This is a genomic window from Burkholderia sp. MBR-1, assembly GCF_013822785.1.
Taxonomy (GTDB): Bacteria; Pseudomonadota; Gammaproteobacteria; order Burkholderiales; family Burkholderiaceae; genus Burkholderia; species Burkholderia vietnamiensis.
In genome coordinates this window covers 2,944,906-2,965,612 of record NZ_CP053609.1, presented here as the reverse complement: position 1 = coordinate 2,965,612, position 20,707 = coordinate 2,944,906, and the positions used below count along the sequence as shown (strand labels likewise).

General features: G+C 66.8%; 26 protein-coding genes, 1 tRNA gene and 1 riboswitch. Of the genes, 9 read left to right on the top strand and 18 right to left on the bottom strand.

Translation table 11 applies throughout. The features are described 5' to 3' along the window. Positions 1–30: 30 nt before the first annotated feature. Complete coding sequence (locus MBR110_RS13730; protein WP_011883373.1) at positions 31–411, top strand: YybH family protein; 381 nt, start codon at positions 31–33, stop codon at positions 409–411. A gap of 26 nt (positions 412–437) precedes the next feature. Here MBR110_RS13730 and miaA read toward each other — a convergent pair whose 3' ends face one another. Then, positions 438–1,412, bottom strand: a complete 975-nt coding sequence (gene miaA, locus MBR110_RS13725; protein WP_059736023.1) for a tRNA (adenosine(37)-N6)-dimethylallyltransferase MiaA — start codon at positions 1,410–1,412, stop codon at positions 438–440. Beyond that, positions 1,409–3,436, bottom strand: a complete 2,028-nt coding sequence (gene mutL, locus MBR110_RS13720; protein ID WP_059736025.1) for a DNA mismatch repair endonuclease MutL — start codon at positions 3,434–3,436, stop codon at positions 1,409–1,411. Before mutL ends, miaA begins: the two co-directional genes overlap by 4 nt. 174 nt (positions 3,437–3,610) lie before the next feature. Between mutL and MBR110_RS13715 the strand changes: the two genes are divergently transcribed. Beyond that, positions 3,611–4,294, top strand: a complete 684-nt coding sequence (locus MBR110_RS13715; protein ID WP_014722494.1) for a DedA family protein — start codon at positions 3,611–3,613, stop codon at positions 4,292–4,294. Positions 4,295–4,537: 243 nt separating this feature from the next. Here MBR110_RS13715 and cysC read toward each other — a convergent pair whose 3' ends face one another. From cysC to MBR110_RS13650, 13 genes are all read right to left on the bottom strand, one after another. Next, entirely contained in the window at positions 4,538–5,125 is a 588-nt protein-coding gene (gene cysC, locus MBR110_RS13710) for an adenylyl-sulfate kinase (protein ID WP_014722495.1), read from the bottom strand. Continuing rightward, positions 5,122–5,484 (bottom strand): hypothetical protein, encoded by a 363-nt coding sequence (locus tag MBR110_RS13705; RefSeq protein ID WP_148278543.1) that lies wholly within the window; start codon positions 5,482–5,484, stop codon positions 5,122–5,124. The genes cysC and MBR110_RS13705 overlap by 4 nt, the downstream gene beginning before the upstream one ends. 146 nt (positions 5,485–5,630) lie before the next feature. Beyond that, entirely contained in the window at positions 5,631–6,464 is an 834-nt protein-coding gene (locus MBR110_RS13700; protein ID WP_014722496.1) for a class II glutamine amidotransferase, read from the bottom strand. A gap of 116 nt (positions 6,465–6,580) precedes the next feature. Next, positions 6,581–6,910, bottom strand: coding sequence for a carboxymuconolactone decarboxylase family protein (locus MBR110_RS13695; protein WP_011883382.1), 330 nt, complete (start codon positions 6,908–6,910; stop codon positions 6,581–6,583). A gap of 609 nt (positions 6,911–7,519) precedes the next feature. Further along, positions 7,520–7,595 (bottom strand) — tRNA-Lys (locus MBR110_RS13690). A gap of 58 nt (positions 7,596–7,653) precedes the next feature. After that, positions 7,654–8,403, bottom strand: coding sequence for a tol-pal system protein YbgF (gene ybgF / locus MBR110_RS13685; protein WP_011883385.1), 750 nt, complete (start codon positions 8,401–8,403; stop codon positions 7,654–7,656). A gap of 19 nt (positions 8,404–8,422) precedes the next feature. Beyond that, positions 8,423–8,935 carry a peptidoglycan-associated lipoprotein Pal gene (gene pal, locus MBR110_RS13680; RefSeq protein ID WP_011883386.1) on the bottom strand — a complete coding sequence of 171 codons (513 nt, stop codon included), beginning with the start codon at positions 8,933–8,935 and terminating at the stop codon, positions 8,423–8,425. A gap of 19 nt (positions 8,936–8,954) precedes the next feature. Then, complete coding sequence (gene tolB / locus MBR110_RS13675; RefSeq protein ID WP_011883392.1) at positions 8,955–10,250, bottom strand: Tol-Pal system beta propeller repeat protein TolB; 1,296 nt, start codon at positions 10,248–10,250, stop codon at positions 8,955–8,957. A 109-nt stretch (positions 10,251–10,359) separates the two neighbouring features. After that, a complete protein-coding gene (tolA, locus tag MBR110_RS13670; protein ID WP_181709095.1) occupies positions 10,360–11,427 on the bottom strand; it encodes a cell envelope integrity protein TolA in 1,068 nt (355 codons plus the stop codon). Further along, entirely contained in the window at positions 11,424–11,873 is a 450-nt protein-coding gene (tolR, locus tag MBR110_RS13665) for a protein TolR (protein ID WP_011883394.1), read from the bottom strand. The genes tolA and tolR overlap by 4 nt, the downstream gene beginning before the upstream one ends. Positions 11,874–11,883: 10 nt before the next feature. Beyond that, positions 11,884–12,561 (bottom strand): protein TolQ, encoded by a 678-nt coding sequence (gene tolQ / locus MBR110_RS13660; protein ID WP_011883396.1) that lies wholly within the window; start codon positions 12,559–12,561, stop codon positions 11,884–11,886. A 144-nt stretch (positions 12,562–12,705) separates the two neighbouring features. Continuing rightward, complete coding sequence (gene ybgC, locus MBR110_RS13655; RefSeq protein WP_059560967.1) at positions 12,706–13,191, bottom strand: tol-pal system-associated acyl-CoA thioesterase; 486 nt, start codon at positions 13,189–13,191, stop codon at positions 12,706–12,708. A gap of 109 nt (positions 13,192–13,300) precedes the next feature. Continuing rightward, positions 13,301–14,047 carry an SDR family oxidoreductase gene (locus MBR110_RS13650; RefSeq protein ID WP_011883400.1) on the bottom strand — a complete coding sequence of 249 codons (747 nt, stop codon included), beginning with the start codon at positions 14,045–14,047 and terminating at the stop codon, positions 13,301–13,303. A gap of 180 nt (positions 14,048–14,227) precedes the next feature. Beyond that, positions 14,228–14,328: riboswitch (ZMP/ZTP riboswitch) on the top strand. Positions 14,329–14,465: 137 nt separating this feature from the next. Between MBR110_RS13650 and glyA the strand changes: the two genes are divergently transcribed. The 7 genes from glyA to MBR110_RS13615 all read left to right on the top strand — a co-directional run bounded on the left by glyA (position 14,466) and on the right by MBR110_RS13615 (position 19,281). Further along, positions 14,466–15,713, top strand: coding sequence for a serine hydroxymethyltransferase (gene glyA, locus MBR110_RS13645; protein ID WP_014722503.1), 1,248 nt, complete (start codon positions 14,466–14,468; stop codon positions 15,711–15,713). A 6-nt stretch (positions 15,714–15,719) separates the two neighbouring features. Then, positions 15,720–16,199 (top strand): transcriptional regulator NrdR, encoded by a 480-nt coding sequence (gene nrdR / locus MBR110_RS13640; RefSeq protein ID WP_006760615.1) that lies wholly within the window; start codon positions 15,720–15,722, stop codon positions 16,197–16,199. 171 nt (positions 16,200–16,370) lie between these two features. Beyond that, on the top strand, positions 16,371–16,931 hold the full coding sequence (locus MBR110_RS13635; protein ID WP_059735604.1) for a GspH/FimT family pseudopilin: 561 nt from the start codon (positions 16,371–16,373) through the stop codon (positions 16,929–16,931). Further along, positions 16,928–17,350 carry a hypothetical protein gene (locus tag MBR110_RS13630; RefSeq protein ID WP_014722505.1) on the top strand — a complete coding sequence of 141 codons (423 nt, stop codon included), beginning with the start codon at positions 16,928–16,930 and terminating at the stop codon, positions 17,348–17,350. Before MBR110_RS13635 ends, MBR110_RS13630 begins: the two co-directional genes overlap by 4 nt. Further along, the gene (locus MBR110_RS13625; protein WP_014722506.1) at positions 17,340–18,173 is read left to right on the top strand and encodes a type IV pillus assembly protein; all 834 of its coding nucleotides are present in this window, start codon (positions 17,340–17,342) and stop codon (positions 18,171–18,173) included. Before MBR110_RS13630 ends, MBR110_RS13625 begins: the two co-directional genes overlap by 11 nt. A gap of 197 nt (positions 18,174–18,370) precedes the next feature. After that, positions 18,371–18,829 (top strand): pilus assembly PilX family protein, encoded by a 459-nt coding sequence (locus tag MBR110_RS13620; RefSeq protein ID WP_014722508.1) that lies wholly within the window; start codon positions 18,371–18,373, stop codon positions 18,827–18,829. Continuing rightward, a complete protein-coding gene (locus MBR110_RS13615; protein ID WP_041493936.1) occupies positions 18,829–19,281 on the top strand; it encodes a type IV pilin protein in 453 nt (150 codons plus the stop codon). Before MBR110_RS13620 ends, MBR110_RS13615 begins: the two co-directional genes overlap by 1 nt. A gap of 52 nt (positions 19,282–19,333) precedes the next feature. Here MBR110_RS13615 and MBR110_RS13610 read toward each other — a convergent pair whose 3' ends face one another. The 3 genes from MBR110_RS13610 to MBR110_RS13600 form a co-directional block, all read right to left on the bottom strand. After that, positions 19,334–19,777, bottom strand: a complete 444-nt coding sequence (locus tag MBR110_RS13610; protein ID WP_011883413.1) for a DUF3318 domain-containing protein — start codon at positions 19,775–19,777, stop codon at positions 19,334–19,336. Between the two features lie 43 nt (positions 19,778–19,820). Next, entirely contained in the window at positions 19,821–20,210 is a 390-nt protein-coding gene (locus MBR110_RS13605) for a phage holin family protein (protein ID WP_011883414.1), read from the bottom strand. Positions 20,211–20,334: 124 nt separating this feature from the next. Next, positions 20,335–20,637 carry a DUF883 family protein gene (locus tag MBR110_RS13600; RefSeq protein ID WP_011883416.1) on the bottom strand — a complete coding sequence of 101 codons (303 nt, stop codon included), beginning with the start codon at positions 20,635–20,637 and terminating at the stop codon, positions 20,335–20,337. Positions 20,638–20,707: the final 70 nt, after the last annotated feature.

Here is a 20,707-nt window from a genome sequence, read left to right as displayed (position 1 = left end):
TGCCGATGCGGCATTGAAGGAGGGACGACGATGACCGAAGACGAACACGCGATTCGCACGCTGGTGGAAACCTGGTTCGTGTCGAGCCGCCGCGGCGATCTGGCGACCGTGCTCGACCTGATCGCCGACGATGCGATCTTCATGGTCGCCGGCCAGCCGCCGTTCGACAAGGCGGCGTTCGCAGCCGCATCGCGCGGCGCGCACGCGGCGGCCGTCGACGGCCGTTACCGGATCGACGAGCTGCGCGTGATGGGCGACTGGGCGTATCTGCGCAATTTCATCGAGATCGACGCGACGCCGCCGGGCGGCGACACCGTGCGGCGCTCGGGCCACACGCTGACGATCTTCCGCAAGCGCGACGGCCGCTGGCAGCTGGTGCGCGACGCCAATCTCGTGACGCTCGCGCAGTAAGTGCGGCGGCTCGCGACGCGGGCGCGTCAGCGCGCGGCGAGGCCGTCGAGCACGCGCTCGAGCGCATCGAGCGCCTGCGCGGTCGAATCGCGTGCGATGCAGTCGACCACGATCCGTTCGGGCATCGCGCGCAGCCACGTGATCTGCCGTTTGCACAGCTGGCGCGTCGCGAAGATGCCCTTGTCGCGCATCGTCCGGTAGTCGATGGCGCCGTCGAGGTACTCCCACGCCTGCCGGTAGCCGACGCAGCGCATCGACGGCAGCCCCAGATGAAGATCCTCGCGGCGGCGCAGTCGTTCGACTTCGTCGATGAAGCCCGCCTCGAGCATCGCGTCGAAGCGCTGCGCGATGCGCGCATGCAGCACCGCGCGGTCCGACGGCTCGAGCGCGACCGGCACGAAGCGGTAGGCGGCGGCCGCATCGTCCGCGGCGCGCGGCGCGGCGAGCAGCGTGGACATCGGTTGCCCGCTCAGCATGCACACCTCGAGCGCGCGCTGGATGCGCTGCGCATCGTTCGGCGCGAGCCGCGCGGCGGTCGCCGGATCGATCCGCGCGAGCCGCGCATGAAGCGCGGGCCAGCCGTCGCGTGCGGCGTCGGCATCGAGTTCCGCGCGCAGCGCCGGGTCGGCGCCCGGCAGGTCGTTGAGCCCCTGCGTCAGCGCCTTGTAGTACAGCATCGTGCCGCCGGCGAGCAGCGGCGTGTTGCCGCGCGCGGCGATCTCGCCGATCAGCCGCAGCGTGTCCGCGCGAAAGCTCGCGGCCGAGTACGAATCGGCCGGGTCGATGATGTCGATCAGATGGTGCGGCACGCGCGCGCGTTCGTCGCGCGTCGGTTTCGCGGTGCCGATATCCATGTCGCGATAGACGAGCGCCGAATCGACGCTGACGATCTCGATCGGCCGGCGCGCGGCCAGCGCGAGCGCGGCGGCCGTCTTGCCGGACGCGGTGGGGCCGAGCAGGCATGCGATCGTCGTCGGACGGGACTGCAACGAAATGCTCATTGGCCGCGCATGAACAGGCGGTCGAGGTCGTTCAGCGTCAGCTGATACCACGTCGGTCGGCCGTGATTGCATTGATCGGCGCGCTCGGTCGCTTCCATCTGCCGCAGCAGCGCGTTCATCTCGTCGAGCGTCAGGCGCCGGTTCGCGCGCACCGCGTGGTGACACGCGAGCGTGCCGAGCAGCTCGTGCTGGCGCTCGGTGAGCACGCGCGAGCCGCCGAACGCATGCAGATCGGCCAGCACCGCGCGGGCGAGCGACTGCAGGTCGGCATCCTTCAGCAGCGCGGGCACCGCGCGGATCGCAAGCGTCGTCGGCGACAGCACCGCGAGATCGAAGCCGAGCGATTCGAGCGTGTCGCGCTCTTCCTCGACGGTGCCGATCTCGACCGGCGTCGCCGTCATCGATATCGGCAGCAGCAGCGACTGCACGGCGACTGTGCGATCGGCGAGCGCGTTCTTGAACTGCTCGTAGAGAATTCGTTCGTGGGCCGCGTGCATGTCGACGATCACGAGGCCGTGCGCGTTTTGCGCGAGCACATAGATCCCGTGGATCTGGCCGAGTGCGAAGCCGAGCGGCTGCTCGTCGTGCGCGGCGGCCGTGAGCGGCATGGCGGCGAAGCCGGGCAGCGGAGTGCGCGACGGGTCGGCTGGATCGGCGGAATCGCGTGCGACGAGCGGCGTGCCGTCGGCCGTGCCCTTGCGGCCGAACAGCGCGTCGTAGAGCGCGAGCGGCTGTGCGACCGGCAGCGTGCCCTGCGTCATGCGCGCCTGACGCATCCACGTGCTGCCGGGCGACGAGGCGGACGAAGCGGACGAAGCGGACGAGGAGCTCGACGACGCACCGAACGAAGCCGCCGGCGAGAAGCCCGTCGCGCCCGTGCCCGCCGCGCTGCGCTGACCGAGCGGCGTATCGCCGAACGAGGCGGGCTCGCGTGGCGTGGCTTCGAGGTGCGCGGCGTGGCCGCCGGCGGTCGTGTCCGGCGACGCGCCCGCATGGCGCGCGAGCGCGCGCTGCACCGCGTGGAACACGTATTGGTGGATCGAGCGCGAATCGCGGAAGCGCACTTCGATCTTCGACGGATGCACGTTCACGTCGACGGCTTCCGGCGGCAGGTCGAGGAACAGCACGTAGGACGGATAGCGGTCGCCGTGCAGCACGTCCTCATACGCGGCGCGCACCGCGTGCGTGAGCAGCTTGTCGCGCACGAAGCGGCCGTTCACGAAGAAGTATTGCTGGTCCGCGCGGCCGCGGCTCGCGGTCGGCAGGCCGGCGCAGCCGTATACGGCCAGCGGCCCGGCCCGTTCGTCGAGCGGCAGATGGGCGGTCGCGAAGCCGTCGCCGAGGATCTTCGCGACGCGCTGCGCCGGTTCGCTCGCGTTCCAGTGCTCGACGGCCTTGCCGTTGTGCAGCACCGAGATCGCGACGTCCGGGCGTGCGAGCGCCGCGCGGCGGATCATTTCGATGCAGTGGCCGAACTCGGTCTGCTCGCTTTTCAGGAATTTGCGGCGCGCGGGCGTGTTGAAGTACAGCTCGCGCACCTCGATCGTCGTGCCGACCGCGCCGGCGGCCGGCGACAGCGCGCCGGTCGTCGCGTCGATCTTCGTCGCATGCGCGACGTCGGCCGTGCGGCTGGTGATCGCCAGCTCGGCGACCGACGCGATCGACGCCAGCGCTTCGCCGCGAAAACCGAGCGTCGCCACGGCCTCGAGCTCTTCGAGCGAGCGGATCTTGCTGGTCGCGTGGCGCATCAGCGCGAGCGGCAGCTCGTCGGGCGGAATGCCGCAGCCGTCGTCGGTGATCGAGATGCGCTTGACGCCGCCTTCCTCGAGCACGATGCGCAGCGAGCGCGCGCCGGCGTCCATCGCGTTCTCGAGCAATTCCTTGACGACCGACGCCGGGCGCTCGACGACCTCGCCGGCCGCGATCTGGCTGATCAGCTGGTCGGGCAGCGGCAGGATCGCGCGCAGGCGGCGCGGGGCAGGGGCGGACGCGTCGCCCGCGACCGTTTGGGTGATTTCGGACATGGCCGAATTATAGCGACGCGGCGGCGGCGTGCCGGAGCCGCCGGCCGTTACGTTTTTTCACGGAGCCTTGAGGTAGTTTCGGTATCATGGGGCTCCGTTGCGCGCGCCGCCTTGTCCGGCGGGCGTTCACGCTTGTTCCGGCCGGTCCGGCCCTTCGCCTTCGAGGAATCGCATTTGGATACGCTGCTTCATTTCGTCAACCTGGTCCTGCACATCGACGCGTTCCTCGGCGACTTCATCCGGCAGTACGGCGCATGGGTGTATCTGGTGTTGTTCCTGATCGTGTTCTGCGAGACGGGGCTCGTCGTGCTGCCGTTCCTGCCCGGCGATTCGCTGCTGTTCATCGGCGGTGCGTTCGCGGCAACCGGCGACATGAACGTCGGCGCGTTGATCGCGCTGCTGCTCGTCGCGGCGACGGCCGGCAATACCGTCAACTACCTGATCGGCCGCTGGATCGGGCCGAAGGTGTTCAATACGCATATCCCGGTGCTCGAGCGCTTCCTCGATCGCGCGGCGCTGCAGAAGACGCATTCGTTCTACGACAAGCATGGCGGCAAGACGATCGTGCTCGCGCGGTTCATCCCGGTGGTGCGCACGTTCGCGCCGTTCGTCGCCGGTGCATCGGCGATGAGCTTCACGCGCTTCCAGTTGTTCAACGTGATCGGGGCGCTCCTGTGGGTGCTGCTGCTGGTGCTGCTCGGTTACTTCTTCGGCAATATTCCGTTCATCCGGCAGTACCTGAACGTGATCGTGCTGGCGGGGATCGGCGCTGCCGTCGTGCCGGTTGCGCTCGGTGCGCTGTGGAAGCTCGTGCGCGGGCGGCAGTCGGGCAGCACGCAGAAGACGGGCGGGCGCTGAGCAGGCGCGGTTTCTGTCGATTGAAGTAAAAAGCGGGGCAGCTCGATGGGAGCTGCCCCGCTTTTTTGTGCGTTGCGTGCATCGCTTGTGCGCAGGAGGCGAATGCGGCGCTCGACGAAGGAATCGACGTGTAGCCGCTGCCGTGGATGACCGGACGACCCGGCTGCGGGGCGAGCCGCAGTCGATGTGTTGCGCGTGCTCGCCGCAATGGTGGTGAGTCGATGCTTGCCGTGCGAGCGCGGCCTACAACGGCAATTGCCGCATGATCTCGGCCATGCAGTCGTCGGGGCTCGCCTCCGCCGTCCTCACGTGTACTTCGGGCGACTCCGGTTGCTCGTACGGCGAGCCGATGCCGGTGAATTGCTGGATGGTTCCGCGTCGCGCCAACACGTACAGCCCCTTCGGATCGCGTGCCTCGGCAACCTCCAGCGCCACGTCGACGAATACCTCGACGAAGGTGCCGGGCGCGAAGCGCGCACGCGCTTGGGCGCGTGCGTCCGCGAACGGCGAGATCAGCGCGGCGATCACGATGAAGCCCGCATCCGTCATCAGCCGCGCCACTTCGGCCGTGCGTCGGATGTTCTCGCGCCGGTCGGCATCGCTGAAGCCGAGATCCCGGTTCAACCCTTCGCGCAGCGTGTCGCCGTCGAGCAGATAAGTTCGGTGCCCGAGCGCGTCCAGCTGCAGCTTCAGCAAGCTGGCGAGCGTGGACTTGCCGGCGCCTGACACGCCCGTCAGCCACACGACGAACGGGCGCGGGTTCGCGCCCGAAAATGCGCTGCGGCCGCCTGACAGTGGATCGGGCGGAGAAGGATTGGCAGGATGATTCATTTCAGAGCCGATATGCCGAAAATCGAGGGGCAATTTTGTTTTGAGTCGATCTGTCGATCGCAATGTCGGCCGATTGTAACGTGCTTTTCGATGTCTCGTAAATTTCCTATCTTATTACGAAATATTGCAGCGGAGAGTGCGCGACTGGCAATTTCCACGGACTGCGTAACAATTTGAAATAAGGGTGGTAATCGAATTGAAACGAACCCAGGCATTATTGCCGCCGCCTTGCCCGGTATGGCTGACATCGCATCAACGTATCGCACACGTAATGGCGTGACTTTCCATTTCGGCACGGATAATGCGGTGGTGAGTATTTCCGTTTTAAATAGAATTGCCAGATTAAAATGGGGCTGCAAGATGGTTCGTTAATCGGCTGTCAATCTCGAGGATTTTAGAGTCATATTTTTTTGCGCGAGGTTTTACGCCGCGAATCTCCGCGGATAATATCCCCGGGCGCAATGCCGCGCCCTCGGCAAGTGACTGATATTCCGGGAAAAGCGCGTCACTTGTGCCTTGGATTGAATGGCCGCTGCTGTACATCGGCCCCATGCGCGACGATTGCCGTGCTTTCGGGCACTTCTTCCCATGCGCCGCGCAGGTCGACGAGCGGCTCGGATACGACCATGAACGCATCGTTGCCCACTTCCGCGATACGCGGATTGTGCGGATACAGTTCGTGCAAATGCCTGAACGACGTGCTGTGGAACAGCGATCGCGATTGCCGTTCGCTCGAATAGCGCGCCGCGACGATCCGCTCGCCGTCGGTCGCGCAGACCGTCATGTTGAGCGGCTCGGCGACGCGATACCGCGCCGCGGTTTCCTCGATCACGCCGACCATGCGCTCGAGCGCGGGCAGCGGGGCTTGCTCCAGGCCGTAGGTCAGCGCGAGACGAAACATCAATTCGGAGTCGGTCGAGCCTTCCAGCGTCGAGAACAGCGCGGGGTCGACCTTCATCGTCAGGTCGCGGCGCAGCTTGTGGAAATCGCGGATCAGCCCATTGTGCGCGAACAGCCAGCGGCCGTGGCGGAACGGATGGCAGTTGGTTTCCTGCACGGGCCCATCGGTCGCCGCGCGGATATGCGCGACGAACATGCGCGAGTGGATCGCGCGGGCCGCTTCGCGCAGATTGCGGTCGTTCCAGGCGGGATGCACGGAGCGGTAGCGGAACGGCAGTTCATCGGGATGGCCGTACCAGCCGATCCCGAAGCCGTCGCCGTTGGTCGTCGTCACGCCGAGTTCCGAATGCAGGCTCTGGTCGATCAGCGAATGCTTCGCGCGAAACAGCACGGTCTCGAGCGGGATCGGATTGCCGGTGTAGGCGAGCCAGCGGCACATGGAGCGCTCCTTCGCGATGAACTGTCGCGCATGGTAGCGGAGTTCGCGGCGGCCGGTCCGCTGGACTGGCCGCCGCGATCGTCGGGTGACGATTCGGCGGCTACGCGGCGCGCGCGTCAGTCGCCGAGTGCGTCCATCACGCGTGCCGAGTAGACGAGCGCCGCGCCCGCATTCAGCGCGATCGCGACGCCGAGCGCCTCGGCCACTTCCTCCTTGGTCGCGCCGTGCTTCGCGGCTTCGGCAGTGTGCACCGCGATACAGCCGTCGCAGCGTGTCGTGACGGCCACCGCGAGGGCGATCAGCTCGCGCGTCTTCGCGTCGAGATGGCCCGTCTTCGCGCCGGCGCCCGACAGCGCCTTGTAGCCGGCCAACGTGTCGGGCGAGAGCTTCGCGATGTCGCCGATGCGAGTCGTCAGTTCCTTCCGGTATTCGTTCCAGTTCAGCATGATGCGTCCTTTGGATGGGTTGAGCGGCTGGTGCCGCGATCTCGGGCGATGCATGGCTATTCTGGGCGTTACGGATGAGGGTTTCGATAGCCGATAGCGACATTTTTGGCGTAAACGTCTCATGGACGCGTGGCGTCGATGGTTGTCGTCGGGCCGGAAGTCACGTCGAGGTGAAGGATGCATGCGGCGGCCTTGCCCGGGCCGGCGTCGACCGTCCGCTCGCGATGTCGCATGGTCGCGTTTCATCTGTTGCCGGTCGATCTCGGCGCGACATTTCCGTGGAAGGGTATTGGCCCGTTCGTCGTGGGGAGCCGGACGATGCGCGCGTGGCGCGTTCCTGCAGCAGACGCGGCGCGGGCGAAGCGGCGATCGGGTTAGCGCTCGGCTCGCACTCGGAGCAGGCGTTCCGTGCGGTGCTCGGTGCGACGCTGCGGCGATGGCTGCGCACGCAGCGTGCAGGATGACGCGAACGAGCGTGGTCGTCGCGGCGAGGATGTCGGAGAACGGGTAGGGCGATGGAGATGCGGCCGCGGCAGCCCGGAGACTCAACCGGCGAGCACCAATGAAAAAGGGGCTTCCGGTTTCCCGGAAGCCCCTTTTTTACATCCTTGGTAGGCCGTGCGTGACTCGAACACGCGACCAACGGATTAAAAGTCCGCTGCTCTACCAACTGAGCTAACGACCCAAAGAGCAAAAGATTATAGCGGCGGGTCGTATACCTGTCAACGACCCGTCGCGACGATTTACTTGATGCTCTCGATCTTGCCCTGCGCCGTCTGCGCCGCGTTCGACCCGGCGTACTGCGATACGACCTGCTCGAACGTCTTCTTCGCGGCCGCCTTCTGGCCTTGTTCGAGCTGGTTCGTGCCGATCGCGACGAGCGCATCGGCCGCGCGCGGATGCTGCGGATACTTGCTCACGATCGCCTGCCAAGTCGCCGTCGACCCGCGGTAGTCGCGCAGCGCGTATTGCGCATTGCCGAGCCAGTATTGCGCGGTCGGCTGGTACGGGCTTTGCGGATACTTCGCGATGAAGCTGCGGAACGACGCCGCGGCAGCCTTGAAATTGCCGTTGCGGAACTGCTGCTGCGCCGCGCTGAGCGCATCCGTTTCACCGGGCTGAACGGTGCCTTCGACACCATCGATCGTCGCCTGTTGCGGCTCGAACTTCTTGAGCCGCGTGTCGAGATCCTGGTAGTACTCCTTCTGCTGCCGTTCGAGCGTCGTCAGCCGGTTCGTCAGGTCCTCGTTCTCGCCGCGTAGCGTTGCGACCTGCTGGTTCAGCTGGTCGATACGGCCGGATTGATCGAGGATCGTACGCTGGGCTGCCGACAACTGGCTGGCCAGGTTGTCGCTCTTGCTGCGCAGATCGAGCACGGCGCGGCGCGCCTCGTTGTCGTCGAACATGCCGGCGTGCGCCGGCGCGGCCGACCACGCCGCGCCGACGACGCAGAACGCTGCGGCAACGCGCAGCCAGGATACACGGTGCGTCATACGGCAATTCTTCCGTTACTTACTGTTGGTAGACGAGGTCGGCGCGACGGTTCTGCGCCCACGATGCTTCGTCGTGGCCCGTTGCCTGCGGCTTTTCCTTGCCGAGGCTCACGGCTTCCATCTGCGAGTCGTTCACGCCGAGCAGCGCCATCGCGCGGCGGACGGCTTCCGCACGCTTCTGGCCCAGCGCGAGGTTGTACTCGCTGGTGCCGCGTTCGTCGGTGTTGCCCTGGATCAGCACGTGACGCTGCGGGTGGCTCTTCAGGTACTGAGCGTGTTGCTGCAGCAGCGGCTGGTACTCGTCCTTCACCGAATAGCTGTCGAAGTCGAAGTAGATGCTGCGCTTCGCGAGCGGGCTGTTCGGATCGTTCAGCGGATCGACGTTCACTTGCGCGACGTTGTCGGCGCTCGGCTGCGTGCTGACCGCGCCGGCGTTGTTCGCCTTGTCGTCGAGCTTCACGCCCGATTTGCACGCTGCGAGCGCGCTGATCATCATCACGGCCAGAGCCAGACGAGCTTTATTCGACATCATGGTTACTCTCCTTGTGTGGTCATTGCATGAAGGGTCCCCACGACGGCTCACGAACGGAGCCGCCCTGGACGGACAGAATCTGCGGCGGCGCGCTGCCGTCGGTGGGCACTGCTGCCAGCACGTTGCGGCCGCCCGACTGGGTCGCGTAGAGAATGTACTGGCCGTTAGCCGCGAAGCTCGGCGATTCGTCGCGATTGGTGTTCGTGATGGCGTTCGCCGCGCCGGTCTGCAAATCCTGGACGTACAGCTTGAACCCCCCACCGGTGCGGGAGATGTAGGCGAGCAGCTTGCCGTCCGGGCTCACGCGCGGGCTCGTGTTGTAGCTGCCCGTGAAGGTCACGCGCTGGGCCGCGCCGGCGCTTTCGCCTTGCGCGGGCATCCGGTAGATCTGCGGCGCGCCGCCGCGGTCGCTCGTGAAGTAGATCCAGTGGCCGTCCGGCGAATAGAACGGCTCGGTGTCGATCGAGCTGCTCTGCGTGAGCCGGCGCAGCCCGCCGCCGTTGGCGTTGACCGTATAGATCTGCGTATTGCCCGTCAGCGACAGCGCGACGGCCAGCGTGTTGCCGTCCGGCGACCACGCCGGTGCGCTGTTGTTGCCCTTCTGGTCGGAGACCATATAGCGGCGGCCGGTCGGCAGGTCGTGGATGTAGACGATCGGCTTCTTGCGCTCGAACGACACGTAGGCAACCTTCGTGCCGCTCGGCGACCACGCCGGCGAGATGATCGGCTCGGTGCTCGACAGCGCGATGCGCGCGTTCTGGCCGTCCGAATCCGAGATCTGCAGCTGGTAGCGGTTGCCCGTCTTGATCACGTACGACAGGCGCGTGGCGAATACGCCGCGCACGCCGAGCAGTTTCTGGTAGATGTAGTCGGCGATCTTGTGGCCGGCGGTGCGCAGCGTGGTGTCGTTCGCGGTCAGCGACAGGCCGCCGAGGCTCTGCTGCTTGACGGTGTCGTACAGGATGAAGTTCACCTTGTACTGACCGTTCGCTTCGCGGTTCACGCTGCCGGCGACGAACGCGTTCGCGCCCTTGGCCTTCCAGGCGCCGAGATCGACCGAGGCGGTCTCGGGCACGGGCGTGCTGCCGGCGTCGATGTTGGTGAATTTGCCGCTGCGGGCGAGGTCGGCGCGCACGATCGACGTGACCTGCTGCGGCAGGCCCGCCTCGTTCGCGAAATTCGCGGTCGCGATGGGGAACTGGGTCGATCCGACGCCGGTGATCAGCACGTTGACCTGCGCGTTAGCGGCGCCGCCGGCCGCAATCAGACACGATGCCACGAGTGCCCTGAAACCTAGTTTCGTCATCAAACTCATGCTTCTTGCTTCCCATGTGACTTGGATCGCTGCGCAAGCGCAGAGACAGTAAAAATACCCTGTTCGTTCCCGTTTCGCAGCGAAGCCCGGAGTGTAAGCGCATTTCCGTTCACTCCGCCGCCTTGAAGGTAATCGTAATGCTCGATGGGGTACGACCGTCAGTATCGGGCGGCAACGGCACCGACGCCTGGATCGCGCTGACCACCGCCTGATCCCACCCCGAATTGCCGCTCGGCCGCGCGACCGATACGCTCAGCAGGTCGCCCGACGGCGTGCAGCGAATCTTCACGACGGTCGTCAATCCGGCGCGCTCGCCGCCCCAGACGATGTTCGGCTTCACGCGACGGCGCACCTTGTCCGCATAGCCGGCCGAGGCCGCGTTGCCGCCGGAGCCCGTGCCGGTGCCGCTTTTCGCGAGCCCCTGGCCGCCGCCGTCGCCCGCGCCCGCGAGACCCTGCAACTGCGCGAGGCGCGCATTTCGTTCCCGGTCGAGCTTGGCCTTGGCCGCCGCGTCGGCCTTCGCACGCGCGGCCGCTTCGGCCTTTGCCTTGGCTTGCGCGTCCGCCTTTTCCTTCGCGGTGGCGTCGGCCTTCGCCTTGGCTGCCTGCTGGGCCTCGAGCTGCGCCTGCTTCTGCTGCTGGAGCTTTTGCTGCTCCAGTTTCTGCTGTTCGAGCTTTTGCTGCTCGGCGAGTTGCTGCTTGAGCTTCGCCGCCTGCTTCTGCTTTTCGCGTTCGGCGGCCTTTTCCGCGGCGAGCGCCGCCGCTTGCCGGGCCGCCAGCTGGGCGCGCCGCGCTTCCTCTTCCTGCTGCTTCAGTTGCTGCTCGCGGCGCTGCTGCTCGAGCTGCGCTTCGCGTGCGGCCGCCTCTTGCTGCTGGCGCTTCTTCTGCTGCAACGCGATGTCCGCCTGTTCGTCTCTCACCGGGGGAGGGGGCGGCGCCACCTTCACGGGGGGCGTCGGTGCGACGACGGGCCGCGGTGCGGGAACGTCGGGGACCTCGGTCCACAGTTCGGCTTCGGCGCCGGCCGGCGTGCTGTTCTGCCACTGCACGCCGTGGTACAGGAACAGCGCGAGCAGGACGTGCATCAGCGCGGCGAGCGCGAACGCGCGCCAGGTGCCGCGCTCGCGTGGCGGTTGCGACGGGTAGGTGTTGCCGCGCGTGGGTTGCTGCCGGTTCATTGCGATTTGACGAGGAGGCCGACGCGCTTGACGCCGCGCGCCTTCAGATCCGACATCACGGTCATGACCGCATCGTACTGCACGGTCTTGTCGGCCGCGATCACCACCGGCTGGTCCGGATGGTCGGCCTGCCGGGCCACGATGAAGCTGTCGAGCTCGGCCTTGGTCATCGTGTCTTCCTGCGTCGCGCCGGAGTCGCCCTTGTACTTGACGCTCATCGTGCGGTCGGCGTTGATGTTGACGACGACGGGCGGCGTCTGCTCCTGCGGCGCGGCATTGCCGACGGTCGGCAGATTGATGATCGACGGGGCGACGAGCGGCGCCGTCACCATGAAGATCACCAGCAGCACGAGCATCACGTCGATATACGGCACGACGTTGATGTCGGCCATCGCGCGGCGCGAGCGGCCGCCGCGCATGCTGGATCGAATGGGACTTCCTGCCATGGCGAGCTCCTTACTGGGCCTGACGCTGCAGGATGTTCGAGAATTCTTCGATGAAGGTCTCGAAGCGGATCGCGAGGCGGTCGATGTCGTGCGCGTAGCGGTTGTACGCGACCACGGCCGGAATCGCGGCGAACAGGCCGATCGCGGTGGCGACGAGCGCCTCGGCGATGCCCGGCGCGACGTTCGCGAGCGTGGCCTGCTGCACGTTCGCGAGGCCGCGGAACGAATTCATGATGCCCCACACGGTGCCGAACAGACCGATGTACGGGCTGACCGAGCCGACCGACGCGAGGAACGCGAGATTCGCTTCGAGCACGTCCATTTCGCGCTGGAACGCCGCGCGCATCGCGCGGCGTGCGCCGTCGAGCACGAGCCCCGGATCGCTCAGGCGCTTTTCCTTCGCCTTCAGGAATTCACGCATGCCGGCTTCGAAGATGCGCTCGAGCGCGCCGATCGTGTGGCGGTTATTGGCTGCGCTCTGGTACAGCGCCTGCAGGTCGCCGCCCGACCAGAAATCCTTTTCGAAGCGCTCGGTCTGCGCGCGTGCGCGGCGGATCGCGAACCACTTGCGGAAGATGAAGGTCCACGACATCAGCGACAGCAGCAACAGCAGCCCCATCACGGCCTGGGCGAGCACGCTCGCGTTGAGGACGAGGGAAATGATCGACAGGTCTTGAGATGTGTTCATAGAGATTTGAGTAACGTCCCTTCGGGGGTGCCCGGCAAGGGCGCACGGGTGCGTGCGGTACGGCGCGCCGACGCAGCCCTGGCGCGGAACCTTGCTTAGTATCGATTCAGGAAGGCAAGTTCATGGCCTTTGTCTAAACGGGGCTCATTCGAGCTTCGTTGACGGGACAGTGTGCCCGGCGTCGATGACGGGCCCGCGTTGCAGTGCATCGAGGACGACCGGCGGGATCGCCGCGGGACGGATGCCGGAACGGTCGACGCAGCCGAGGCGGATATGCCCGGCGACCAGCAGCGTGTCGCCACGCCACGCTTCCTGCGTGAACTCCACCGACGCGCGGCCGATGCGTGCCGGGCGGCTCGTGATCGCGAGTGCGTCGTCGAGTCGCGCCGGCGCGCGGTAGTCGACCGACGTGCTGCGAACGATGAAGATCGCGCCCGTGTCGTCGGCGAGCTGGCGCTGATCGATGCCGCACGCGCGCAGCCACTCGGTGCGGGCGCGCTCGAAGAACTTCAGGTAGTTGGCATAGAAGACGATGCCGCCTGCATCGGTATCCTCGTAGTACACGCGCACCGGCCAGATGAAGCCGCGCGAGGTGTCCGGAGAGCGGGTAGGCTGACTCATGGCGCGCATTCTACCGGAAGGCCGGGGTCCGATTCGTTACGGTTTGGTAACGGAATGTAGTGCCGCACGGCACGGCGCGGGTCGCCCGTGGCGGGCCCGCGGCGCGCGGTGCCAGGCGTCAGCCGCGATGGACCGTCAGACCGGCCGGCGCTTGCGCGACCGGCATCATCTCGATCGTATTGATGTTGACGTGCGCGGGGCGCGTCGCGATCCAGTAGATGGTGTCGGCAATATCCTCGGCCGTGAGCGGCTGGACGTTTTGATAGACGTTCGCTGCTTTCGCGTCGTCGCCGCGGTAGCGCACGTTCGAGAACTCCGTGCCGCCGCAGAGGCCGGGCTCGATGTCGGTGACGCGCAGCGGCGTGCCGACGAGGTCGGCGCGCAGATTCAGGCTGAATTGTCTGACGAAAGCCTTGGTTGCGCCGTATACGTTTCCGCCGGGATACGGGTAGGTGCCGGCGACCGAACCGAGGTTGAAGATGTGGCCGCGGCCGCGCGCGATCATCCCGGGCAGCAGCGTGTGCGTGACCGTCACGAGACCGGTGCAGTTCGTGTCGATCATCGTGTGCCATTCGTCGAGGCTGGCGTTCTGGGCCGGCTCGACACCGAGCGCGAGGCCGGCGTTGTTGACCAGCACGTCGAGCGCCGCGAATTCGGCGGGAAGGGCGGCCGGCACCGCTTCGACGGCGGCGCGGTCGCGCACGTCGAGTTCGAATGGCAGCAGCGCGTCGCCCAGTTCCGCGGCGAGCGCATCGAGCCGATCCTTGCGGCGCGCGGTGGCGACGACGCGGTGGCCGCCCTTGACGAAGGCACGGGAGATGGCTGCGCCGAAGCCGGCGGACGCGCCTGTGACGAACACGATCATTGCTGCTGCTCCTGGTCGATGACGAAGTGGCCAATAGTATCGCGCAAGCCTACTGAGATTGCCGCACCGCGGCAAGGCGCGGAAGCGCGCGGGCCCGGCGCGCGGAATCCGGCCCTCATTGATTCGGCGGGGGAGGCGCGGTTGCCTATTCATGACGCATCCAATAAACTAACGCGCTCATCACCCCTGCGTGACTGGCGATAGAACCCTTCGGGTTCAAGGTGGAGCATCCCACCGTGAAGCGCGGGGCGCCGTTTTTGCCGTTCGCCTGGGCAGCCGTTGTGCGCCGTCGCGTGCATCGCCGGTGGCTGTCCTGTCTCGCGTCATACGGATTCTTCCGCCACGTCGAGCTGGTTCCACCAGCAACGCAATGTACTCGGCCGCACCGGTCAACCTGTACACACTTAACGGAAACCGTATGTTTGACAGAGCCCAAAGCACCATCGCGAACGTCGATCCCGAGATCTTTGCTGCGATCGAGCAGGAAAACCGCCGCCAGGAAGACCACATCGAGTTGATCGCCTCGGAAAACTACACGAGCCCGGCCGTGATGGCCGCACAGGGCTCGCAGCTCACGAACAAGTACGCGGAAGGTTATCCGGGCAAGCGCTACTACGGCGGCTGCGAGTACGTCGACGTGGTCGAGCAGCTGGCGATCGATCGCGTGAAGCAGCTGTTCGGCGCGGAAGCGGCAAACGTGCAGCCGAACTCGGGCTCGCAGGCGAACCAGGGCGTGTTCTTCGCGATGCTCAAGCCGGGCGACACGATCATGGGGATGAGCCTCGCGCACGGCGGGCACCTGACGCACGGCTCGCCGGTGAACATGTCGGGCAAGTGGTTCAACGTGGTGAGCTACGGGCTGAACGAAAACGAAGACATCGATTACGACGCGGCGGAAAAGCTCGCGCAGGAGCACAAGCCGAAGCTGATCGTCGCGGGCGCCTCGGCGTTCGCGCTGAAGATCGACTTCGCGCGTATGGCGCAGATCGCGAAGTCGGTCGGCGCGTACCTGATGGTGGACATGGCGCACTACGCTGGGCTGATCGCGGCGGGCGTGTATCCGAACCCGGTGCCGCACGCTGATTTCGTGACGACGACCACGCACAAGAGCCTGCGCGGCCCGCGCGGCGGCGTGATCCTGATGAAGGCGGAGTACGAGAAGCAGATCAACTCGGCGATTTTCCCGGGCATCCAGGGCGGCCCGCTGATGCACGTGATCGCGGCGAAGGCGGTGGCGTTCAAGGAAGCGCTGTCGCCGGAGTTCAAGGCATATCAGCAGAAGGTGGTGGAGAACGCGCGGGTGCTGGCCGAGACGCTGGTGAAACGCGGGCTGCGGATCGTGTCGGGCCGCACGGAAAGCCACGTGATGCTGGTGGACCTGCGAGCGAAGCACATCACGGGCAAGGCGGCGGAAGCGGCGCTGGGTGCGGCGCACATCACGGTGAACAAGAACGCGATTCCGAACGATCCGGAAAAGCCGTTCGTGACGAGCGGCGTGCGGCTGGGCTCGCCGGCGATGACGACGCGCGGCTTCGGGCCGGCGGAAGCGGAGCAGGTGGGCAACCTGATCGCGGACGTGCTGGAGAACCCGGAAGATGCGGCGACGCTCGAGCGCGTGCGCGCGCAAGTGGCCGAGCTGACCAAGCGTTTCCCGGTCTATCGCTGATCCGGCATGCGCTGCCCGTTCTGCCGGCATGAAGACACGCAGGTCGTCGACTCGCGCGTCTCCGAAGATGGCGCTGCGATTCGCCGGCGCCGTCGCTGCTCGGCTTGCGACAAGCGCTTCACGACGTACGAGCGGGTCGAGCTGAACCTGCCGGCCGTCGTGAAGAAGGACGGCAGCCGCACGGAATTCGACCGTCGCAAGATCGTCGCCAGCATGCAACTCGCGCTGCGCAAGCGGCCGGTTGCAGCCGATGCGATCGACGCGGCGGTCGCCCGTATCGAATATCAGCTGCTCGCCACGGGCGAGCGGGAAGTGCGTAGCGAGAAGCTCGGCGAACTCGTGATGAACGAGTTGCGCGGCCTCGATACGATCGCCTATGTCCGTTTTGCATCGGTTTACCGCCGGTTCGAGGACGTTTCCGAATTTGCCGACGTGATCGAAGAGTTCCGTCGCGCGTCCCCCTCCAAGCCTCCGCGTAAGCGCTGACGCGCCGCGTTCGTTCATCGTCTTCTCCGCAGGCCCGATTGGGCCGAGTGATCCAGTTCGTCCCGATTGTGTCGGTCTCGGCCGCATGTCGCCAGTTGGCCGTTTGGCCAATGGCGCGGGTTCGCTCGCGTCGCTACAGTCGTTGCATCACGTTGACGGAGGGCAATGGCGATGGGACTGCACCGAAAGATTGTCGGCGCGCACCTGCGGCGCTGCGACGGATTCACGCTCGTCGAGCTGATGGTCGCAATCGCGCTGGCGGCCGCGACGGCGCTCTACGCCGCTCCGGCATTCGATCAGTGGCGCATGCGCGAACGCGTCGATGCGCGCTCGCGCACGCTGCTCGGTGCGGTGTCGTTCGCCCGCACCGAGGCGGCTCGGCTCGACGTGCGCGTCACGCTGTGCCGCGCCGGGCCCGCCGGCGATTGCGTGCGCGCCGACGAACCATGCGATCCGGCCGCATGGTCGTGCGGCTGGATCGTCAGCGGGCAGTTCGACGGGCAGTCGCGGGTGTTGAGGCGTTATCCGCGCGATCCCGACATTGCCGTGACGGGCGCCACGCACGATCTGGCGTTCGCGCCGCCGGCCGGACAGGTGATCGGCGGGATCCGGCGCTTCGAATTGCGTGCGCAGCGCGAGCGGCCTGGCGACGAGGCGCGCACGTCGCGTTGTATCCGGATTTCGGCGGGCGGTCGCGCGCGCATCGTGGCCGGCCGGTGTGACGCGGCATGAAGTGCTCGCGCCGACGAACGCACGGCACGTCGCTGCTCGAAGCGGTGCTGGCCGTTGCGCTGCTCGCGGCCGTGATGCTGACGGTGGTCGGCAGCCAGTTCGCGATGACCCGCATGCAGCGGGCGACGATCTGGCGCGAACGTGCGCTCTGGCTGGCCGACGCACGCATCGAGCGCCGTCATGCGGCACCAGGCGATTACGGCGGCCTCGCGGCGCTTGCGGCGGCATCGTTGCCCGACGGCGCAATGATGCTCGACCGTGGGGCGGCCGGTGTCAGCTATGCGATCGTCGGCTGGCGCGACGCCGACACTGCGCAGTCGGCCTCGGCGTCCGCGCGGTGCGATGCGGCGCGGACGATGACGAAGCCGCCGTCGTGTGTGCGCATTCCGTTTCGGGAGTTCGACGCCGATGAACGCTGATCGCCGCAGCCGCGCACATACGCTGCTGGAAGTCCTGATTGCGATGGTCGTCGGTCTGCTCGTGCTCGCGGCCGCCGGCGCGCTTTACCACGCACAGCGTGTCGCGCACGGGCGGGCCGAGGACGCGTTCGCGATGCGCGATGCGGCCACGACGGCCCTGATGCTGATCGGACAGCAGATTCAGATGGCCGGATTTCGTTCGCTCGACGACGACGACGCGTTGCCGCTGCCGCCGTTGTTCGGTTGCTCCGCGGCGCGGGTGCGTGGCGATGGTGCACAGGTGCGCTGCGAAGCCGCTCGCGAGGCCTCCGATGCGGTGGTGGTCCGTTATGTCGGCGACGGTGTGTCGACCTGGCCAACCATTGGCGACCAGGTATCCGACTGTCTCGGGCAGGGTATCGGTGCCCCCGGCGAGCGGCCGCTGGTGGAAAACCACTTCGATGCGCATGTCAGCCCGTCGACCGGTGAGCCCGAGCTGTACTGCGAAGGCAGCGGTCGCCCCGGCACGCCGCAGCCGGTGGTGTCCGGCATCGACCAGTTGCGTGTGCGCTATTTGCGTCGCGGAACCGTGCGATTCGCCGACGCGGCGGCGATCGGCGCTGACGGGTGGCGCGACATCGTCGCGGTACATCTGTGTGTGCGGGCGCGCGGTGAACCGATGCGCGCGCCGACGCGTCATGTCGACTGCGATGGTCGCGTAGCCGTATCCGACGATGGCCGCGCGCGCCTCACGCTGCATCGCATCGTCGCGTTGCGGAATTCATCGATCGCGTTGGCCGATCGTGTCGTGGGCGGTGTGCGTGACGGTGAGGCATTCCGATGATCCGCGCGACCCGGTCCGTCCGACGTTGTGCGACGCGGATCGCGACAGCCGATGCGTCGGCGCGCCGTGCTGCGGGCCGGCGCGGCGCAGGTGACGGCCCCGCGTTGCCGAACCGCGCGACATTACGCGCTGCGCCCGCACGTCGGCCTCGGCTTCGGCGTCGGCTTCGCAATGCCGGCCTTGCGCTGCCTGCCGTGATGGCCGTTGCCGCGGCGGTCGTGGCGCTGGCAGGCACATGGTTCGAGTCGGCGTTGACGGAATCGCGTCGCACGCGCGCGTTGTCCGATCGGATGATCGCGTTTCATGCCGCCGATGCGGCGTTGGCCGCATGCATCGTGCGTTTGCGCGGCGGCGCAGCGCCATACCTCGACGAACCGGCATCGCATGGTGAACCACGCGCGTGGCGGCGGACGCCCGCGCTGCGCGTCGCCGACGCGTTCGAGCCGTTTGCATCGTGGCCGCTGGCGGCGCAGCCGCCGCGTTGTCTGATCGAAGCGTGGCGAGGTGCCGGTCCGGCCGGCAGCCGCGCGTACCTCGTCACCGCTCGCGGCGTCGGCGGCGATGCCTCGAGCGTGGTCTGGCTGCAAAGCCAGCTCGCGTTGCGCGACGGGCACATCGTGGCGCAGCGCTGGCGTCGTGTCGTGACGGTGCAATGATGCGAGCCGCTGCTGCGATGCGCCGGCTGGCGGCCTTCACGTTGATCGAATTGATGATCGTGCTCGCAATCGTCGCTGCGTTGGCGAGCTGGGGTGTCCCGTCATATCGCGCGCACGTCGCGCGCATGCATCGCACCGCTGCGGTAAGTGCGCTGTACCGGGCCGCCCAGTATCTCGAAACGCTCGATGGCCCGCCGCCGCAGACGTTGCCGGATGCGTACACACAGGCACCGCCGGACGGGCAACCGGTCTATCGGCTTACGCTGCGGCGACCGGCCGACGGCGATGCGCCGGTGGCATACGAACTCGTCGCCAGCCCGCTCGACGCCGGGCCGATGCGTGACGACCCATGCGGTGCATTCACGCTGCGTTCGGACGGAACGAAGGGCAATGCAATGGCGGATACCGGCCAGATGGACGAACCGTCTCGCGCGTGCTGGGGCGTGCATTGAGCCCGCGCGTGACGCGCGCGGCTCAACCGCATCGCGCGCGCCCCGTGGAGCGTCAGTCGTTGCTCGCGGTGCTGTCGCGCTCGTCGCGCGATTGCTTCCAGATCTGGTAGATCTCCCATGCGGCGAAGCCCAGCGTTCCCCACTTCAGCGCCGGCCCGCCGGTTGCGCGCAACAGCGAGCGAACGGGTTTCGCGAGCACGAGCGACGCAAGCGAGCTCAGCATCGGATACTGGTTCACGATCTGGCCGATGCTCGCGTTCAGGCTTTTCGCGGATTGACCGAATTTCGAGGTCGACAGGCCGGGGATGAACACCTTCAGCCAGCTGAAGCGCGTGACGGCGTGACGCATGTCGGCGGCGGCTTCGGCGAGCTCGAGCCGCTCGACTTCGGATCGCAGGATCAGCAACTCCTTGCGGAGTGCGCGATGCTGCGACGCGCTCCAGTTCGAGCGCGACGAATGGTGGCTGGGCGAATGGCCCGTGACGTTCTGGCTCATGGCGCGTCGGCGAAATGGGTGGAACGGGTGAACGCGACGGCGTTCACGGCTTGCCGCGGAACATCTCGCGGTCCTTTTCGAGCTCGGCGAGCGTCGCCTCGAACACGGTCGGCGCGTTGCGCAGGCCCGCGCGCGCCTTCAGCACGCACACGATGCCGGCGACCGCGTACAACGCGGTGACCACCGCGAGCGACTGCCAGCGATAGGTGTCCCAGAACGCGATCGCGATCAGGACGGTCAGACTGATGAGCGCCATCGTCGCGAGCATCATCGCGGCGAGGCCGAGAAACAGCACGCCCATCAGGCGTTCCTTCTCCTCGGCCAGTTCGATGCCAACGAGTTCGAGACGCGTTTGCAGTAGGCCGATCGCGGAACCGACGAGGCGGCGCAGCGGCCCCGGGCCGGATGGCTGCGGGTGGGTGTCTGTCGTCATGGATGAGGCGCTTGCACGCGCAGTGAGCAGCAAGGTCAAGCCAGGCCGGCGGCGAGCCGCCGGCCTGCCGCGACTCCCGCGTGCCGCAGCGAGCGGCGCGCGGGGCGAAACGGCGCAGCGCGCGTTACTTGCGGTTGATCAGCAGGCCGATCAGCACGCCGACGCCGGCAGCGACGCCGATCGACGTCCACGGATGCTCGTGCACGTAGTCGTCGGTTGCGCGCGCCGCCTTCTTGCCTTTCTCGACCACCACGACCTGGACGTCGGTTGCCTTTTCCTTGGCCTGCTTCAGGCGCGACATGGCCTTTTCGCGCAGCTCGGTAGCCCGGTCGCCCGTGCTGCTCGCAGCCTGCTTCAGCAGGTCCTCGGCGTCCGCCAGAACGGTTTTGATATCCGACATCAGTTTCTCCTTGTTGATTTCCGACATTGCAACTCCCTTCATGCTGTCATGCTGCAGGTTCACATCGTAGCGAAACGCCTGCCTGCTGGCGAGCCGG

Bases quoted from the DNA above. Each gene is read 5' to 3' on its own strand.
- tolQ (WP_011883396.1), bottom strand. From the start codon at position 12,561: ATGAACACATCTCAAGACCTGTCGATCATTTCCCTCGTCCTCAACGCG.
- MBR110_RS13605 (WP_011883414.1), bottom strand. From the start codon at position 20,210: ATGACGACAGACACCCACCCGCAGCCATCCGGCCCGGGGCCGCTGCGC.
- tolR (WP_011883394.1), bottom strand. From the start codon at position 11,873: ATGGCAGGAAGTCCCATTCGATCCAGCATGCGCGGCGGCCGCTCGCGC.
- MBR110_RS13700 (WP_014722496.1), bottom strand. From the start codon at position 6,464: ATGTGCCGCTGGCTCGCCTACACCGGCAATCCGATCCCGCTCGAGACC.
- glyA (WP_014722503.1), top strand. From the start codon at position 14,466: ATGTTTGACAGAGCCCAAAGCACCATCGCGAACGTCGATCCCGAGATC.
- nrdR (WP_006760615.1), top strand. From the start codon at position 15,720: ATGCGCTGCCCGTTCTGCCGGCATGAAGACACGCAGGTCGTCGACTCG.
- MBR110_RS13620 (WP_014722508.1), top strand. From the start codon at position 18,371: ATGGCCGTTGCCGCGGCGGTCGTGGCGCTGGCAGGCACATGGTTCGAG.
- ybgC (WP_059560967.1), bottom strand. From the start codon at position 13,191: ATGCGCGCCATGAGTCAGCCTACCCGCTCTCCGGACACCTCGCGCGGC.
- ybgF (WP_011883385.1), bottom strand. From the start codon at position 8,403: ATGACGCACCGTGTATCCTGGCTGCGCGTTGCCGCAGCGTTCTGCGTC.
- MBR110_RS13625 (WP_014722506.1), top strand. From the start codon at position 17,340: ATGAACGCTGATCGCCGCAGCCGCGCACATACGCTGCTGGAAGTCCTG.
- MBR110_RS13650 (WP_011883400.1), bottom strand. From the start codon at position 14,047: ATGATCGTGTTCGTCACAGGCGCGTCCGCCGGCTTCGGCGCAGCCATC.
- tolB (WP_011883392.1), bottom strand. From the start codon at position 10,250: ATGAGTTTGATGACGAAACTAGGTTTCAGGGCACTCGTGGCATCGTGT.
- MBR110_RS13695 (WP_011883382.1), bottom strand. From the start codon at position 6,910: ATGCTGAACTGGAACGAATACCGGAAGGAACTGACGACTCGCATCGGC.
- mutL (WP_059736025.1), bottom strand. From the start codon at position 3,436: ATGTCCGAAATCACCCAAACGGTCGCGGGCGACGCGTCCGCCCCTGCC.
- miaA (WP_059736023.1), bottom strand. From the start codon at position 1,412: ATGAGCATTTCGTTGCAGTCCCGTCCGACGACGATCGCATGCCTGCTC.
- MBR110_RS13730 (WP_011883373.1), top strand. From the start codon at position 31: ATGACCGAAGACGAACACGCGATTCGCACGCTGGTGGAAACCTGGTTC.
- cysC (WP_014722495.1), bottom strand. From the start codon at position 5,125: ATGAATCATCCTGCCAATCCTTCTCCGCCCGATCCACTGTCAGGCGGC.
- MBR110_RS13630 (WP_014722505.1), top strand. From the start codon at position 16,928: ATGAAGTGCTCGCGCCGACGAACGCACGGCACGTCGCTGCTCGAAGCG.
- pal (WP_011883386.1), bottom strand. From the start codon at position 8,935: ATGATGTCGAATAAAGCTCGTCTGGCTCTGGCCGTGATGATGATCAGC.
- MBR110_RS13635 (WP_059735604.1), top strand. From the start codon at position 16,371: ATGGGACTGCACCGAAAGATTGTCGGCGCGCACCTGCGGCGCTGCGAC.
- MBR110_RS13615 (WP_041493936.1), top strand. From the start codon at position 18,829: ATGCGAGCCGCTGCTGCGATGCGCCGGCTGGCGGCCTTCACGTTGATC.
- MBR110_RS13610 (WP_011883413.1), bottom strand. From the start codon at position 19,777: ATGAGCCAGAACGTCACGGGCCATTCGCCCAGCCACCATTCGTCGCGC.
- MBR110_RS13600 (WP_011883416.1), bottom strand. From the start codon at position 20,637: ATGTCGGAAATCAACAAGGAGAAACTGATGTCGGATATCAAAACCGTT.
- tolA (WP_181709095.1), bottom strand. From the start codon at position 11,427: ATGAACCGGCAGCAACCCACGCGCGGCAACACCTACCCGTCGCAACCG.